14 protein-coding genes are annotated in these 16,727 nt (G+C 54.8%); 3 read left to right on the plus strand and 11 right to left on the minus strand.

The genetic code is table 11. The annotated features are described in order from the left end of the window. Positions 1-3: 3 nt before the first annotated feature. Genes lspA through ribF form a run of 3 tightly spaced genes read right to left on the minus strand, consistent with a single transcriptional unit; the run spans position 4 to position 4,285 of the window. The gene (gene lspA, locus IAI47_RS16140) at positions 4-510 is read right to left on the minus strand and encodes a signal peptidase II (protein ID WP_003854827.1); all 507 of its coding nucleotides are present in this window, start codon (positions 508-510) and stop codon (positions 4-6) included. Further along, positions 510-3,326, minus strand: a complete 2,817-nt coding sequence (gene ileS, locus IAI47_RS16145; protein ID WP_008925555.1) for an isoleucine--tRNA ligase — start codon at positions 3,324-3,326, stop codon at positions 510-512. Before ileS ends, lspA begins: the two co-directional genes overlap by 1 nt. A 29-nt stretch (positions 3,327-3,355) precedes the next feature. Continuing rightward, positions 3,356-4,285 carry a bifunctional riboflavin kinase/FAD synthetase gene (ribF, locus tag IAI47_RS16150; protein ID WP_008925554.1) on the minus strand — a complete coding sequence of 310 codons (930 nt, stop codon included), beginning with the start codon at positions 4,283-4,285 and terminating at the stop codon, positions 3,356-3,358. A gap of 306 nt (positions 4,286-4,591) precedes the next feature. Between ribF and rpsT the strand changes: the two genes are divergently transcribed. Continuing rightward, entirely contained in the window at positions 4,592-4,855 is a 264-nt protein-coding gene (rpsT, locus tag IAI47_RS16155) for a 30S ribosomal protein S20 (protein WP_008925553.1), read from the plus strand. Between the two features lie 36 nt (positions 4,856-4,891). On the opposite strand, the gene nhaR is transcribed toward rpsT, so the two are convergent. The 4 genes from nhaR to dnaK all read right to left on the minus strand — a co-directional run bounded on the left by nhaR (position 4,892) and on the right by dnaK (position 10,378). Further along, on the minus strand, positions 4,892-5,809 hold the full coding sequence (gene nhaR / locus IAI47_RS16160) for a transcriptional activator NhaR (RefSeq protein WP_003854832.1): 918 nt from the start codon (positions 5,807-5,809) through the stop codon (positions 4,892-4,894). Between the two features lie 31 nt (positions 5,810-5,840). Beyond that, positions 5,841-7,019, minus strand: coding sequence for a Na+/H+ antiporter NhaA (gene nhaA, locus IAI47_RS16165; RefSeq protein WP_003854833.1), 1,179 nt, complete (start codon positions 7,017-7,019; stop codon positions 5,841-5,843). A gap of 198 nt (positions 7,020-7,217) precedes the next feature. Then, complete coding sequence (dnaJ, locus tag IAI47_RS16170; RefSeq protein WP_003854835.1) at positions 7,218-8,363, minus strand: molecular chaperone DnaJ; 1,146 nt, start codon at positions 8,361-8,363, stop codon at positions 7,218-7,220. Between the two features lie 104 nt (positions 8,364-8,467). Further along, positions 8,468-10,378, minus strand: a complete 1,911-nt coding sequence (gene dnaK, locus IAI47_RS16175; protein ID WP_003854836.1) for a molecular chaperone DnaK — start codon at positions 10,376-10,378, stop codon at positions 8,468-8,470. Between the two features lie 302 nt (positions 10,379-10,680). Between dnaK and satP the strand changes: the two genes are divergently transcribed. Further along, entirely contained in the window at positions 10,681-11,250 is a 570-nt protein-coding gene (satP, locus tag IAI47_RS16180) for an acetate uptake transporter (protein WP_008925552.1), read from the plus strand. Positions 11,251-11,300: 50 nt separating this feature from the next. Here the strand turns inward: satP and IAI47_RS16185 are convergent, their stop codons facing one another. From IAI47_RS16185 to tal, 3 genes are all read right to left on the minus strand, one after another. Beyond that, positions 11,301-12,608, minus strand: coding sequence for an MFS transporter (locus tag IAI47_RS16185; RefSeq protein ID WP_008925551.1), 1,308 nt, complete (start codon positions 12,606-12,608; stop codon positions 11,301-11,303). Between the two features lie 105 nt (positions 12,609-12,713). Beyond that, positions 12,714-13,301 carry a molybdopterin adenylyltransferase gene (gene mog, locus IAI47_RS16190; RefSeq protein WP_008925550.1) on the minus strand — a complete coding sequence of 196 codons (588 nt, stop codon included), beginning with the start codon at positions 13,299-13,301 and terminating at the stop codon, positions 12,714-12,716. 125 nt (positions 13,302-13,426) lie between these two features. Beyond that, complete coding sequence (gene tal / locus IAI47_RS16195) at positions 13,427-14,380, minus strand: transaldolase (RefSeq protein ID WP_003854842.1); 954 nt, start codon at positions 14,378-14,380, stop codon at positions 13,427-13,429. Positions 14,381-14,588: 208 nt separating this feature from the next. Between tal and yaaA the strand changes: the two genes are divergently transcribed. After that, positions 14,589-15,362, plus strand: coding sequence for a peroxide stress protein YaaA (yaaA, locus tag IAI47_RS16200; RefSeq protein WP_003854844.1), 774 nt, complete (start codon positions 14,589-14,591; stop codon positions 15,360-15,362). Between the two features lie 80 nt (positions 15,363-15,442). On the opposite strand, the gene thrC is transcribed toward yaaA, so the two are convergent. Next, positions 15,443-16,726, minus strand: a complete 1,284-nt coding sequence (gene thrC / locus IAI47_RS16205) for a threonine synthase (protein WP_008925549.1) — start codon at positions 16,724-16,726, stop codon at positions 15,443-15,445. Position 16,727: the final 1 nt, after the last annotated feature.

A 16,727-nucleotide genomic window follows, 5' to 3' on the forward strand; every position in this document is an offset into this window, starting at 1 on the left:
CACTTACCCTTTCTGTTTAGCCTGTTTGCCGTTCGGGCTGAAAAAGCCCTCCAGCACCACCAGTGCAGCCCCAATACAGATGCCGCAGTCAGCGATATTAAATGTAGCGAAGTGCCAGTTACCGACATAAAAATCGATAAAATCGACCACAAAGCCATGGTACGAGCGATCAAACAAATTGCCGATCGCGCCGCCAATGATCAGAGCATAGGCGATATTGGCCATCTTCTGACTGGCATGATTGCGATACATCATCACCACCAGTGAGATCACGATAGCCAGCGCGATACCCGCAAAGAACCAGCGCTGCCAGCCGCCTTTGTCCGCCAGGAAACTGAACGCCGCGCCATAGTTGTGCGCATAGAACAGGTTCAGGTAGGGCATCAGCGGCTGGGTTTCATGCAGCATCATGTTGTTCATCACCCACTGCTTACTGGCGAAGTCGACAACAATCACCACCAGCACCAGCCACAGCCAGCGCAATCCGGTTGATAAAATAGGTTTACGCATCAGGCAAATTCACGCTGTTCGCCGTCACCGGCTACGTTAGTGTAACAACGACCACAGACCTCAGCATGCTCAGGATTCTGTCCGACGTCGGTAGTGTAATGCCAGCAGCGCTGACATTTCTCGCCTTCCGCCTTGTGCAGCGCGATTTTCAGACCTTTCAGCAGTTCACTCTGCTGCGCTTCATCGTTCGCCAGCGCGTAATCCGCCACCTGTGCGCCAGAAGTCAGCAGCACAAAACGCAGCTCATTACCCAGCGCATGCAGTTTAGCGGCCAGCTCCGGATCGGCATACAGCGTCACCGTTGCTTCCAGTGCACCACCGATACGTTTATCCGCACGCGCCTGCTCGATCACCTTGTTCACTTCGCCACGCACTTTCAGCAGCTCGGCCCAGTAGGCATCATTCAGCGCTTCATCTTCCGCCAGGCCAAACAGACCCTGATACCACTCTTCGGTGAAGACATACTGCGCACGTTCGCCTGGCAGGTAGCCCCAGATCTCATCCGCTGTAAAGGACATGATCGGTGCCATCCAGCGCACCAGCGCTTCGACGATGTGCCACAGCGCGGTCTGGCAGCTGCGACGCGCCAGGCCATCACCTTTCGCGGTGTACTGACGATCCTTGATAATATCGAGATAGAAGCTGCCCATCTCAATCGAACAGAACTGCATCAGACGCTGGATCACTTCATGGAAATCGTAGTTCTCGTATGAGGCAACGATATCAGCCTGTGCCGCCTGTGCGCGACCCACTGCCCAGCGATCGACCACGACCATCTCTTCCGGTTTCACCAGATCGGTGACCGGGTTGAAGCCGCTAAGGTTAGCCAGCAGGAAACGCGCGGTGTTACGGATACGACGATAGGCATCGGCAGAGCGCTTGAGGATCTCATCGGAGACCGCCATTTCACCCGAGTAGTCGGTTGAGGCCACCCACAGACGCAGAATATCGGCGCCCAGTTTGTTCATCACATCCTGCGGCGCGACCGTGTTGCCGATTGATTTCGACATTTTACGGCCCTGACCATCCACGGTGAAACCGTGCGTCAGTACCTGACGATAAGGCGCTTGGCCCTTCATTGCCGTGGAGATCATCAGCGAGGACATAAACCAGCCGCGATGCTGATCGGATCCTTCCAGATAGAGGTCTGGCGCATGTCCGCCAAATTCCGGACGCGCATCCACTACAGAATAGCTGGTTGAGCCGGAGTCAAACCAGACATCCAGCGTATCCGGCACTTTAACGTAGTGATCGGCGTCGTCGCCCATCAGTTCACGCGGGTCAAGATCCCACCAGGCCTGAATACCCTCCTGCTCAACACGCTGCGCCACTTTCTCCATCAGCGCCAGCGTGTCAGGGTGCAGCTCTTCGCTCTCTTTGTGAACGAACAGCGCCATCGGTACGCCCCAGGTACGCTGACGAGAGATACACCAGTCAGGACGGTTCGCCACCATCGATTCGATACGCGCCTGGCCCCAGTCCGGGATCCACTGCACGCCTTTGATCTCTTTCAGCGACTGCGCACGCAATCCTTTCTGATCCATGCTGATGAACCACTGCGGCGTGGCGCGGAAGATGATCGGCGTTTTATGGCGCCAGCAGTGCGGGTAGCTGTGCAGCAGTTTCTCAACGTGCAGCAGCGCGCCTTTCTCTTTCAGCAGTTCAACGATCATGTCGTTGGCTTTAAAGACATTGACCCCATCCAGCGTCGGATACGTGCCTGGCAGATAGGCGCCATCCGGTCCTACCGGATTCGCGGTTTCGATGCCATATTTCTGGCCAATAACATAGTCATCCGGGCCGTGGCCTGGCGCGGTGTGAACGGCACCGGTACCCGCGTCCAGGGTCACGTGCTCGCCCAGTACGACCAGCGACTCAAGCGCCAGGAACGGATGCTGGAACTTCTGCAGCTCCAGCGCAGCGCCCTGACATTCGCCCAGCACCTGCCATTCGCTGACACCGGCGCGCTTCATGACGCTTTCCACCAGCTCTTTCGCCAGGATCAGGGCGCGGCCGTCGATCTGGATCAGCTGGTATTCAAATTCAGGATGCAGGGAGATCGCGCGGTTAGCCGGTAATGTCCACGGCGTCGTGGTCCAGATAACCAGTGAGATCGGGCCATTAACCTGGGATACGCCGAACGCCCCACGCACCGCGTCGGCATCAATGGCGTTAAACATCACATCAATCGACGGTGACGTTTTGTCGTAATATTCCACTTCCGCTTCTGCCAGGGCAGAACGGCAATCCAGGCACCAGTGCACCGGCTTCGCGCCTTTGTGCAGATGGCCATTACCGATGATTTTACCCAGCGCACGAATGATGTTGGCTTCGGTACCAAAATCCATGGTCAGGTAAGGACGATCCCAGTCGCCCAGCACGCCCAGACGGATAAAGTCCGCTTTCTGGCCTTCAACCTGTTCAGCAGCATATTTGCGGCATGCGGCACGAAATTCCGCGGCGGTGACTTTCTCGCCTGGCTTGCCGATCATCTGCTCAACTTTGTGTTCGATTGGCAGACCGTGGCAGTCCCAGCCGGGCACATACGGCGAGTCATAACCCGCCATGCCTTTCGACTTAACGATAATGTCTTTCAGAATCTTGTTAACGGAGTGACCAATATGAATGCTGCCGTTCGCATAAGGAGGGCCATCATGCAGGATAAAGGTTTTTTTCCCTTTTTTGGCTTCGCGGATGATGCCGTACAGGTTGTCGGCATACCAGCGTTGCAACATTCCCGGTTCGCGTTTGGCCAGATCGCCACGCATCGGGAATCCCGTTTCCGGCAAATTCAGGGTAGATTTATAGTCACTCATCAGATTCTCGATTCCGTTTTTCGCTCAGGTTAAAGCAGCCCAAAGAACTGCCGGGCCGTTACCACATCGTTCGCAATTTGTTCTTTCAACGCCTCCAGTGAGGCAAAGCGCTGCTCGTTTCGTATTTTCTGTTTCAGCACCACATCAATGTGACGACCATAGAGATCGATATTGATGTCGAGCAGGTGAACTTCAAGCTGCTGGCGTAAACCTTTTACGGTCGGACGGGTGCCGATATTAGCAACACCCGGCAGTGGCTCGGGCGTCAGACCCTGTACCTCCACGGCATACACTCCTTTCACCGGCGTGACGCTGCGGCGTAAAGGGAGGTTCGCAGTCGGGAAACCCAGCGTGCGTCCCAGTGCATCACCGTGCACGACGCGGCCGGAAATAGTGAAGGGATGACCTAACAGCGACTGCGCCAGTGCTAAATCATCCGCAGCCAGCGCCTGACGCACGGCAGTGCTGCTGATTCGCTTACCACCGTCACAGAAGGTTTCGGTGCTGACGACCTCAAAGCCATACTCCACACCGGCTTTCTGTAATAACAGGAAATCCCCCTGGCGACCAGCGCCGAAGCGGAAATCATCACCTACCGCAAGGTACTTTACATCCAGCTTGTCGACTAACAGGTCACTGATAAAGCGCTGTGCAGACAAGGCCGCAAAGCGACGATCAAACCGCACGCACAATACTTTATCCACACCCGCTTCCGCCATATAGCGCAGTTTTTCACGCAGGCGTGTCAGGCGCGCCGGGGCTTTATCACCGGCAAACAGCTCCAGCGGCTGTGGCTCAAATACCATCACCACGACGGGCAGATGACGCTTAAGTCCCTCTTCACACAGTCGCGACAGCAGCGCCTGATGCCCGCGATGTACACCATCGAAATTACCAATGGTCAGAACGCAGCCGCGATGCTGCTCGTTAAGATTATGAATACCGCGGATAAACTTCATGGCTGGCCCAAACCGGTGGAAATCGGCGGATTATACCCTTGAAAGCGGCTCAGGTTAACCCGTCTGCACGCCTTTCATGCTTTAGCGGCTGCATTTCCTGTTGCAGATGTGCATGTTAAGAATTTTGTCGCTAAATACTGTATTCAGTGAGGGGAAGCTGGTAGAATCTTGCGCCATCAAATACGTAATCGAGTGCCGTTCTTAGAGCGACGCTTATTTGCACAAATCCATTGACAAAATCAGGTTAGAAGGGCATAGTCCTCGGCCTTTGATTTGTCTCTATAGAACACATTTGGGAGTTGGACCTTGGCTAATATCAAATCAGCTAAGAAACGCGCCGTAACATCTGAGAAACGCCGTAAGCATAACGCTAGCCGCCGCTCAATGATGCGTACCTTCGTTAAGAAAGTATACGCGGCGATCGCTTCAGGCGACAAAGCTGCTGCGCAGAACGCATTCAATGAAATGCAACCACTTGTGGATCGTCAGGCCGCTAAAGGTCTGATCCACAAAAACAAAGCTGCACGTTATAAATCTAACCTGACTGCACAGATCAACAAACTGGCTTAATCGCCGCTTGTTAATCGCTTTGTTGAAAAAGCCGGCTTACGCCGGTTTTTTTTCGTCTGTACTCTGGCGGGGAAAGAGTCCGCTGAAGTCTGCGTGACAGAGACGCTGCACCGCCGGATGCTGAATCATCCGTTCGGCAAAGATGATATGGTACTCCTCTGACACGGTATCAAGCCGACCAACCTCTGTAACCGCATCACGCTGCCCGCTATCCTGCTCATCCAGCACTGGCGCGACAAATATGGCATTCTTACGCGCACCAAACGCCTTCATCAGTGCCGCATCATCAAACTCCCCCAGAATCTCCACCTGCAGCCCCTGAGTCGTAATCCAGTTGAGGATTTTCCGGCCGAGCATTGAGCGGCGTCCTGGAATCAGCAGCGGACGCGCTTCCAGGCAGGCAGGAAAAGTGAGACCGGTGAGCGGCTGAGCAGACCAGAAACTGACCGGGCACTCCCCCAGCTTCACCGAAAACAGCCCTTCCTGTTGAGTGGGGTCGATGGAGCAGTCAGAGATAATCATATCCAGCTTATGCTGACTGAGCTGCTCCAGCAGCATTTCGTGGGTCGACTCAAAACAGCGCAGATGCGTCTTCTCCTCTGCAACCACCGCCGTTTCCAGCACCTTACTGACCAGCTGCTTAGAGAGCGCATCGGCGACTCCGACATCCAGCAACAGGTGGGACTCCTTGCGGTAGTTCACGATATCCAGCATCTCCTGACCCAGCATAAACATGCGGTCAGCATAGCGGAACACCAGTTGCCCCAGTTCAGTCGGCACCAGACCCCGCCCCTGACGACGGAACAGCTTGCCCTGCAGGCGCTCCTCAAGCGTCTTAATCTGCCCGGTAATGGTCTGGGGAGTCAGAGAGAGTACCTCTGCTGCCGCTGTCACAGAGCCGCTTTTGCAGATCTGCCAGAAGTAATAGAGATGGTTAAAATTGAGCTGATTCATCGAAAAAAAGGAGGCTTTCGCCTCCTCTCCATTAACGCAGTTTAATCCGCAGCAGGGTATAACCAATAACCGCTGACAGCACAGAACCCGTCAGGATCCCCAGTTTAGAGAAGGTCACAAGCTGCTCATGTGCCGAATCGAAGGCGAGCGAACTGATGAAAATAGACATCGTAAAACCGATGCCGCACAGCACGCCAATCGCCATGATATCGCGGATGGTGGTGCCGTGAGGTAATACCGCCAGCCGCAGTTTGACAGCCAGCCAGCAGAACAGGGTAATGCCCAAAGGTTTACCGATTAACAGGCCGAGGATGATGCCAGACGGCTCCGGTGAAAAGACATCACTCAGCGTAATACCGGTCAGTGAAATACCGGCGTTCGCGAAGGCAAACAGCGGCAGAATAAGCCAGTTCACCCACGGCATCAGACCGTGCGCCAGATGTTCTGCGGGTGAATGCCCTTCTCTCTTTTCCAGCGGTATGAAGAAGCCCACAATGACGCCCGCCAGCGTGGCATGGACGCCGGACTTCAGCACGGCGGTCCAGAGCACGATCCCAACCAGCATATAGACCGAGATTTTACGGACATTAAAGTAATTGAGCAGTGCCAGCACAACAATCGCCCCTGCCGCAACGCCCAGGGAGAGCATTGAGAGGCCACTGGTGTAGAACAGGGCGATAATAACGATAGCCCCGAGATCATCGATAATCGCCAGCGCCATCAGGAAAACTTTCAGTGCAGCAGGAACACGGCTGCCAAGCAGGGCGAGGACACCCAGAGCAAACGCGATATCGGTCGCCGTAGGGATAGCCCAGCCGTTGCGTGCTATCTCATCACCATGGTTGAAGCCGAGGAAAACAAGCGCGGGCAGTGCCATACCGCCTAATGCCGCAATGACGGGAAAGATCGCCTTGTCACGACTGGCAAGTTCGCCGACTATCAGCTCACGCTTCACTTCCAGACCAATCAGCAGGAAAAACAGCGCCATCAGCGCATCGTTGATCCATAACAGCAGATTTTTACTGATATCCAGTGCACCGAAGCGGATTTGAACGGGTTCATTGAGAAACGCCTGATAGCCGTGAGCGGTTTCGGCAGAGTTGGCGAGAATCATGGCCGCCACAGCTGCCATGATTAACACCATGCCATTACTGGCGTCACTTTCAATGAAGCTTTTAAGCAGGTTTTTGAGACTACGAGGCTTATTCAACGTTTATCTTCCTGATCAGCGATAGAAAGATAAAGAGTGTAGCGGCTCATATAGTTCGTTAAAAGCAGCTTATGCCTCGCCTTTTCTTCGGTTTAACCGAATTAAGGGCGAAAAGCCGGTTGATGCTAATAACAGATGGCGTATAGCATCCAGCAAAAAAAACGGAGCCCGCGGCTCCGTTTTTTAGTCTGATACGGTTTAGCGTGTCAGATCGTCAAAGAATTTCTTCACACCGTCGAAGAAGCTCTTAGAGCGTGGGCTGTTATGCTCGCCGCTTGGGCCGCCAAAACTCTCTTCCAGTTCACGCAACAGCGTTTTCTGTTTTTCGTTCAGGCTGACCGGTGTCTCCACCACAACACGGCACAGCAGATCGCCGACCGCGCCGCCACGGACAGATTTGACGCCACGTCCGCGCATGCGGAACAGCTTGCCGGTCTGGGTTTCTGACGGCACTTTCAGCTTCACGCGACCATCCAGTGTCGGTACTTCAATCTCACCGCCCAGCGCCGCCATTGCAAAGTTGATCGGCACTTCACAGTAAAGGTTGTTCTCTTCACGTTCGAAGATCGGGTGCTTCTTCACCGAGACCTGAACGTAGAGATCGCCCGCTGGTGCGCCCTGCTCGCCCGCTTCACCTTCGCCACTCAGACGGATGCGATCGCCGGTGTCGACCCCTGCCGGGATTTTCACTGACAGCGTTTTCGACTTCTCAACGCGGCCGTGGCCATGACAGGCGTTGCACGGATCTTTAATCACCGAGCCACGACCATGACAGGTCGGACAGGCCTGCTGAACAGTGAAGAAGCCCTGGCGCATCTGCACCTGGCCTGCACCGTGACAGGTTGAACAGGTTTGTGGCTGGGTGCCCGCTTTCGCGCCGCTGCCGTGGCAGACATCACACTCTTCCAGCGTTGGAATGCGGATCTCTTTGGTCACGCCGCGTACCGCTTCTTCCAGCGACAGCTCCATGTTATAGCGTAAATCGGCGCCACGGGATGCGCGCTGACGGCGTCCACCACCAAAGATGTCACCGAACACGTCGCCAAAGATATCGCTGAAGTCTGCACCGCCGCCACCAAAGCCGCCGCCGCCGAATCCACCGCCACCCATGCCGCCCTGTTCAAAGGCTGCATGACCATACTGATCGTAAGCCGCACGCTTCTGCGCATCGGTCAGGATTTCGTACGCTTCCTTGACCTCTTTGAATTTAGCTTCGGCTTCTTTATCACCTGGATTGCGGTCCGGGTGAAATTTCATTGCCAGGCGTTTGTAAGCCTTTTTGATTTCACGCTCGTCCGCGGATTTGGCGACGCCTAAAATCTCGTAGTAATCACTCTTCGCCATGTTTATTTAGCCCTTAACATGATCGCACGGGCGTGGAGAGATCTCCTACGCCCGTGCTGGTTTCAACGGCTGTCAGGCCAACCGTCGCGCCCGGTCAGGGGCAATTATTTCTTGTTGTCTTTCACTTCTTCGAATTCAGCATCGACAACGTCGTCATCTTTCTTCGCTGACGCGTCACCGGCATCTGCTGCACCCGCCTGAGACTGCTGTGCTGCTTCCATCAGTTTGCCAGACACTTCCATCAGCGCCTGCATTTTGGCGTCGATTTCCGCTTTGTCTTCGCCTTTCAGCGCAGTTTCCAGCGCGGCCAGTGCGGCTTCGATTGGCGCTTTGTCATCAGCTGACAGTTTGTCGCCTGCTTCTTCCAGCTGCTTACGCGTGCTGTGGGCAATCTGGTCACCCTGGTTACGCGTCTGAACCAGCTCTTCAAACTTACGGTCAGATTCAGCATTCGCTTCCGCATCACGCACCATTTTCTGGATCTCATCATCGCTCAGACCTGAAGAGGCTTTGATGGTGATTTTCTGCTCTTTACCGCTGTTCTTGTCTTTCGCTGATACGTGCAGGATACCGTCGGCATCGATGTCGAAGGTCACTTCGATCTGCGGCATACCGCGTGGCGCATTCTGGATACCGTCGAGGTTGAACTGGCCCAGTGACTTGTTGTCATTGGCACGCTTACGCTCACCCTGCAGCACGTGAATGGTCACGGCTGACTGGTTATCTTCAGCCGTCGAGAAGACCTGGCTGTGCTTGGTTGGGATGGTGGTGTTCTTGCTGATCAGCGAGGTCATCACGCCACCCATCGTTTCGATACCCAGTGACAGCGGGGTAACGTCCAGCAGCAGCACGTCTTTCACGTCGCCACCCAGTACACCACCCTGAACCGCAGCACCCACAGCAACCGCTTCGTCCGGGTTCACGTCTTTACGTGGCTCTTTACCGAAGAACTCAGTCACTTTGGCCTGAACCAGTGGCATACGTGTCTGACCACCGACCAGGATAACGTCGTTGATGTCTGAAACAGACAGGCCGGCATCCTGCAGCGCAACTTTCAGAGGCGCGATTGAGCGTGCAACCAGATCTTCAACCAGTGATTCCAGTTTAGAACGGGTCACTTTGATGTTCAGGTGCTTAGGACCGGTCGCATCTGCCGTGATGTATGGCAGGTTAACGTCGGTCTGCTGTGCAGAAGAAAGCTCGATTTTTGCTTTCTCTGCGGCTTCTTTCAGACGCTGCATCGCCAGTGGATCGTTGTGCAGATCGATACCCTGGTCTTTTTTGAATTCAGCAACCAGATAGTTAATCAGGCGGCTATCGAAGTCTTCACCACCCAGGTGGGTATCACCGTTGGTCGCCAGAACTTCAAAGGTTTTTTCGCCGTCAACTTCGTCGATCTCGATGATTGAGATATCGAAGGTACCGCCACCCAGGTCATAAACCGCGATGGTGCGGTTGCCCTGGCCTTTATCCAGACCGTATGCCAGTGCTGCTGCAGTCGGTTCGTTAATGATACGTTTGACTTCCAGACCTGCGATACGGCCGGCATCTTTGGTCGCCTGGCGCTGCGCATCGTTGAAGTAGGCCGGTACGGTAATAACCGCTTCAGTCACTGGCTCACCGAGGTAATCTTCGGCGGTCTTCTTCATTTTCTTCAGCACTTCAGCAGAGATCTGCGGAGGTGCCATTCTCTGACCTTTTACTTCCAGCCATGCGTCGCCGTTGTCAGCGCCGGTGATTTTGTACGGCATGATTTTAATGTCACGCTGTACTTCTTCGTCCTGGAAGCGACGACCGATCAGACGCTTAATTGCGAACAGGGTATTCTGCGGGTTGGTCACTGCCTGACGTTTAGCCGGTTGACCGACCAGAATTTCGCCATCCTGTGTATACGCAATAATTGAAGGCGTGGTGCGATCGCCCTCGGCATTTTCCAGCACGCGTGCTTTGGTGCCATCCATGATCGCAACACAAGAGTTGGTTGTACCCAGGTCAATACCAATAATCTTACCCATCTAAACATCTCCCACTTAAATTCGTTGCCAATTTGGGTTGTGAACCTTTTATGTGGGCGAGTTGTTTGCATTCAACCTGCCAGCACATGCTTTTTTTCCAACGTTCACAACGCTCGATGACAAGTAAATGGGGCCGCTTCGATGCGCATCAAGGGTTAAACCAAAAAAAATTTTTTATCGCTGGCCCTGCCGGGATCAAAGAACGCTGACACAACGCTGAATATGATGCGTCCCCTTGCTCCTCCCGGGGAGCAGGATGGAATCCGTTTATGTAATCAACACTCTTTCACTGCCGAGGAATTATGGCGAATTCAACGCTGGCTAACCCTGCCCCGCTGGGATTGATGGGTTTTGGCATGACAACCATTTTGCTGAACCTGCACAACACGGGCCTGTTTGCCCTGGATGTCGCAATTTTAGCGATGGGGATTTTTTATGGCGGGATCGCGCAGGTGCTGGCCGGTCTGCTGGAGTTTAAGAAGAACAATACCTTTGGGCTGACGGCTTTTACCTCATACGGCATGTTCTGGTTAAGCTTCGTGGCGATCCTGCTGTTACCGCAAATGGGTCTGGCAAACGCGCCTGATGAACGCTTCCTGGGTGTCTGGCTGGCACTGTGGGGCATCTTCACGCTGTTCATGTTTATCGGCACACTAAAAGGTACGCGGATGCTGCAGTTTGTTTTCGGCTCGCTTACGCTGCTGTTTCTGCTGCTGGCCGTGGCTCATCTCATGCACCTGCCTGCGCTGGTGGTCTCTGCGGGCTGGGTCGGGATCATCTGTGGTGCCAGCGCCTGCTATCTGGCGATGGGCGAGGTGCTGAATGAAACCTTTGGACGCACCCTTTTGCCGATTGGCGCAAAAATACGTTAAGCATATTTTCAGCCATAAAAAAACGCGGAGCCTGGCTCCGCGTTCTTACTTTACAACGAATTAATCCCCTGATTCAGTCCCGGCTCGTGGCTGACATCACGCCGCAGCCAGATCCCTGTCAGCAATCCCACCAGCGCCAGCGCCATCACATACCAGCACGGTGCCATCACGGAGACATTCATCAGCAGCGACACCAGGATCGGTGTCAGGCCGCCAAAGATCGCGTAGGAAAGATTGTAGGAGAATGAGAGTCCGGTAAAACGCACCTCTGCCGGAAAGGCGCGCACCATCACAAACGGCACCACGCCGACGATACCGACGCTGAGCCCCGCCACGCCATAGAGCAGGAAGAGCTGCTGCGGATAGAGGGCGCTCAGATGATAAAACTGCCAGCTACAGATCGCCAGCAGCAGGCTGCCGACACACAGGGTACGACTGGCACCAAAACGATCCGCAGCGAGTCCGGCAATAATGCAGCCAATGCAGAGCATTACGGTGGCAATGCTGTTGGCCTGCAGAGTCAGTGCGGGCGCGATGCCCTGCTGCTTCTGCAGCCAGACCGGCGACATCAGGATCACCACGACGATGCAGGCGGAGAGCAGCCAGGTCAGCAGCATGGAGATCACAATCGATTTTTTGTGCTCCGCCAGCACGGTTTTCAGCGGCAGGGTTTCAGCCAGCGCTTTGCGCTGCTGCATCTCAATGAAGACCGGTGTTTCATGCAGCCAGCGGCGCAGGAACATCGCGAGCAACCCAAACACGCCGCCCAGGAAGAACGGAATACGCCAGCCGCCGTCATGAATCGCCTGCTGCGACATCGAGGTATTGATCAGTGTCGCCACCAGCGACCCCAGTAAAATGCCGATGGTCAGCCCGGCCGTCAGTGTGCCACAGGCGATGCCGATACGTTTATAAGGCACGTGTTCAGCGACAAACACCCACGCGCCGGGCACCTCTCCGCCAATCGCCGCGCCCTGTAACATTCGCATCAGCAACATCAGCAGTGGCGCTGCAATCCCAATCGTCTGCCAGGTGGGTAAAGCGCCCATCATTAAGGTTGGCAGCGCCATCAGCAGAATACTCAGGCTGAACATCTTCTTGCGCCCGAGTTTATCGCCAAAATGCGCCATCACAATGCCGCCCAGCGGACGTGCCAGATAGCCTGCGGCAAAAATGGCAAACGTCTGCAGCTGTCGCAGCCACTCCGGAATATCTGCGGGGAAGAAGAGTTCGCCAATCACCGTGGCGAAGAAGACAAAAATGATGAAGTCGTAGAATTCCAGCGCGCCGCCGAGCGCGGCCAGCGCCAGGGTTTTGTAATCCTTACCGGTCAGACGCTGTGTGTGAGTCGGATTCATAATATTCCAGAGGCAAAGAGAGAACGTTGTAAAGATAGCCTTACTATACCGTCAATCTTTTGCCACACCAGCCAGGCTGTAGCTTATGCCTGAAATGGGGAATATTTAGTTATTTATCTCACGTATCGCGCTTTTAGGGCGAAATGCTGCTACGACCTCGCGATGCGTTTCGACATAAGGCCCTTCCAGCAGCTGTAAACAATAGGGTACGGAAGCAAAAATGCCGTGCACTTTTACGTTGCCCTGCTCATCCTTCAGCCCTTCCAGCGTCTCTTTGATCGCCTTCGGCTGACCCGGAAGGTTGAGGATCAGCGACTGTTTGCGAATTACCCCAACCTGACGCGACAGAATCGCGGTCGGCACAAACTGCAGGCTGATCTGGCGCATCTGCTCACCAAAACCCGGCATTTCCCGATCGGCAACGGCTAAGGTGGCATCCGGCGTCACATCGCGCCGGGCCGGACCGGTGCCGCCAGTGGTTAATACCAGGTGGCAAAAGCGTTCATCGACCAGCTCGCAGATCGCGTGCTCAATCATCGGCTGCTCGTCAGGCACCAGACGGGACTCAATCTCAAACGGGCTGCTGAGTGCGCGACTCAGCCAGCTCTCCAGCGCGGGGATCCCCTCATCCTGATAGATGCCGTTCGCGGCGCGATCGGAGACCGAGATCAGGCCAATGCGTAATGTATTCATGATTAGCTTCGCTGTGATTTACCGCGGTGCGGTGGAGTAAAAGGGGAATAGCAGAGAGGATAATATAAAGTGAAAGGGTCGGAAAAGGGAAAACCGTGGCAGCCTGCGCCGCCACGGTCAGCCGGTTACAGCAGTTCTGCCAGCATCTTCTCAAGTTTGCCCTGATCAACGGCAAAGTTGCGGATACCTTCTGCCAGCTTCGCAACCGCCATAGGATCCTGGTTGTGCTGCCACAGGAACTCAGACTCGGTCATGCGGGCCGGACGCGCTTTCACTTCGCCGCTGTAGCTCAGTTTACGCTCCAGGGTGCCTTCGCTCTCTGCCAGCTCTTTCAGCAGCGCAGGAGAAATGGTCAGACGGTCACAGCCAGCCAGCTCGATGATTTCGCCGACGTTACGGAAGCTCGCGCCCATCACGACGGTTTCATAGCCGTGCTGCTTGTAGTAGTTGTAGATTTCAGAAACTGAAACCACGCCTGGATCTTCGTGCGCGGCATACTCTTTCTTATCGGTGTTCGCTTTATACCAGTCGAGGATACGGCCAACAAACGGAGAGATCAGGAACACGCCCGCTTCGGCACAGGCACGCGCCTGAGCAAAGGAGAACAGCAAAGTCAGGTTACAGTTGATACCTTCTTTTTCCAGCTGCTCTGCAGCACGGATGCCCTGCCAGGTAGACGCCAGTTTGATCAGGATGCGGTCATTGCTGATACCGGCATCATTGTAGAGTTTGATCAGGCTGCGGGCTTTCGCGATGCTGCCTTCTGTGTCGTAAGAGAGACGCGCATCGACTTCAGTCGAGATGCGGCCTGGGATCAGTTTCAGAATTTCCAGACCAATGTTAACGGCCAGCTTGTCAGAAACCAGCTGCAGCTGCTCTTCTTTGTTGCTGCTCTGCTCACGCGCCCAGCTAATCGCTTCATCGATCAGTTTACGGTATTCAGGGATTTGTGCGGCGTTGAGAATCAGAGAAGGGTTGGTGGTGGCGTCTTGTGGCTGATACAGCTTCATGGCTGCAATGTCACCGGTGTCGGCGACTACGGTAGTAAGCTGACGCAGGGAGGTAAGTTTGTCCGTCATGTTCTTTTCTCTTAGTTAACTGTCAGTGTGAAAAAAGCTGTTGCGATAATATCACGCGTCAACGGTGGCGCAAGGTCAGGGAATGCCGTTTACGATAGCGCGAACAAATAGGAGTGATTCGTCATTCTTTGCGGCTTTTTTGGTACACTGCGAAGCCTGATAAGCCGCCAATGCCCTGTTAAACCAGGCATTAACCGAGGAAGCAACTATGTTGATGGTGATCTCTCCTGCTAAGACGCTGGATTATGAAAGCCCGCTGGCGACAACGCGTTTCACCCAGCCTGCGCTGTTAGAAAAGTCACAACAGCTGATTGAGATTGCGCGCGATCTGTCACCCGCCAGCATCGCCTCGTTAATGGGCATCAGTGACAAACTGGCGCACCTCAATGCCGATCGCTTTAACAGCTGGCACCCCGACTTCTCACCTCAGAATGCCCGTCAGGCTATCCTGGCGTTTAAAGGTGATGTCTATACCGGTTTGCAGGCCGACACCTTCAGCGAACAGGATTTCGATTTTGCTCAGCAGCATCTGCGCATGTTGTCGGGCCTGTATGGCGTGCTGCGTCCGCTCGATCTCATGCAGCCTTACCGGCTGGAGATGGGCATTCGTCTGGCGAATCCGGCGGGTAAAGATCTCTACACCTTCTGGGGCGATCTCATCACTGAAACATTGAATGCCGCACTGGCAAAACAGGGTGATGAGGTGCTGATCAACCTCGCGTCAGACGAATATTTCAGGGCGGTTAAGCCGAAGAAACTGCAGGCACAGCTGATTAAGCCGGTGTTCCTTGATGAGAAGAACGGCAGCTATAAAGTCATTAGCTTCTATGCCAAAAAGGCGCGTGGATTGATGAGTCGCTATGTGATTCAGCAGCGTCTGACAACGCCGGAACAGCTTAAGGCGTTTGATGTGGATGGCTATCGTTTTGATGCGATCAGCAGCAGCGAGAGCGAGCTGGTCTTTAAGCGCGCGGAGCAGTAACAAGCGCGCGGAGCAGTAACGCCCACGCACTCTACCTGCCATAAACAGGCTTCCCGTAATCCGGGAAGCCTTTCACCGCATTACTTCAGCAGGAACGCCCGCAGCGAGGCGAAGTCACCCTTCATCTGATGCGACAGCAGCGGCAGATCGGCGCGCTCCGCTAACTCCAGCGGCAGCGTCAGGGTCTGCTCAAGAATCGCTTCCACGCTTTCGCGGAATTTCGCCGGATGCGCAGTGCCGAGGAACAGACCGTATTCGCCTTCCTGCAGCTGATCGCGCAGCAGACGCCAGGCGATGGCAGCATGTGGCTCGGAAACGTAGCCAATTTCCGCCAGTTCACGCATGGCAGCGCGCGTGGTCTCATCAGAAACCGCACCACAGGCGAGATCGGTTAAGCGCCAGGTTTTACGGCGGAACAGCTCTTCCACACGCGGCCAGTTGTTAGGCTGGCTGACATCCATGGCGTTCGACAGCGTAGAGACCGTCTGGTTAGGCTGCCACTCGCCGTTGCCGAGGAAGCGCGGCACCGTATCGTTAGCATTCGTGGCAGCGATAAAGCGTTTGATGGGCAGACCCAGTGATTTCGCCAGCAGACCGGCCGTCAAATCACCAAAGTTGCCGCTCGGTACAGAGACCACCAGCTGATTGCGTTTTTCCTGTGGCAGCTGTGCGACCGCCTCAAAGTAGTAGCAAATCTGCGCCAGCAGGCGGCTGATGTTGATGGAGTTAGCCGAGTTCAGGCCAATCGTCCGCTTCAGCACTTCATCATCGAACGCCTGTTTGACCAGCGACTGGCAGGCATCAAAGTCGCCGTCGATAGCGATGGTTTCAATGTTGCCGCCCAGCGTACAGAAGAGTTTCTCCTGCAGCGGACTGATTTTGCCCTGCGGATAGAGGATCACCACACGCACGTTCTTCATGCCGTAGAACGCGTGCGCCACAGCCGCACCGGTATCACCAGAGGTGGCGGTCAGAATCGTGATCTGCTCATCAGAGCCTGAAACATACGACAGCATCTGCGCCATAAAACGGCCGCCGAAATCTTTAAATGCCAGCGTCGGGCCGTGGAACAGCTCCAGACAGGCGATATCTTCGCTGACAGCTTTTACCGGGGCCGGGAAGGCAAAAGCGGCTTTAACACGCTCCTGCAGCTGCTGGGCCGGAATCTCGTCACCAATGAAAGCCGAGAGAATTTTGCTGCTGCGGCTGACAAAATCCATCTCCAGCATCGCGTCGATGTCGGTCAGTTCAAACTCTGGCAGTTCCAGCGGAAAGAACAGACCCTGCTGCGAACCCAGACCCTGTTTCACCGCCTGGGCGAAGCTGACCTGCTCGTTGTGATCCTTAAGATTGTAGAGTTTCATG

The organism is Pantoea sp. MT58 (assembly GCF_014495885.1).
Taxonomy (GTDB): Bacteria; Pseudomonadota; Gammaproteobacteria; order Enterobacterales; family Enterobacteriaceae; genus Pantoea; species Pantoea eucalypti.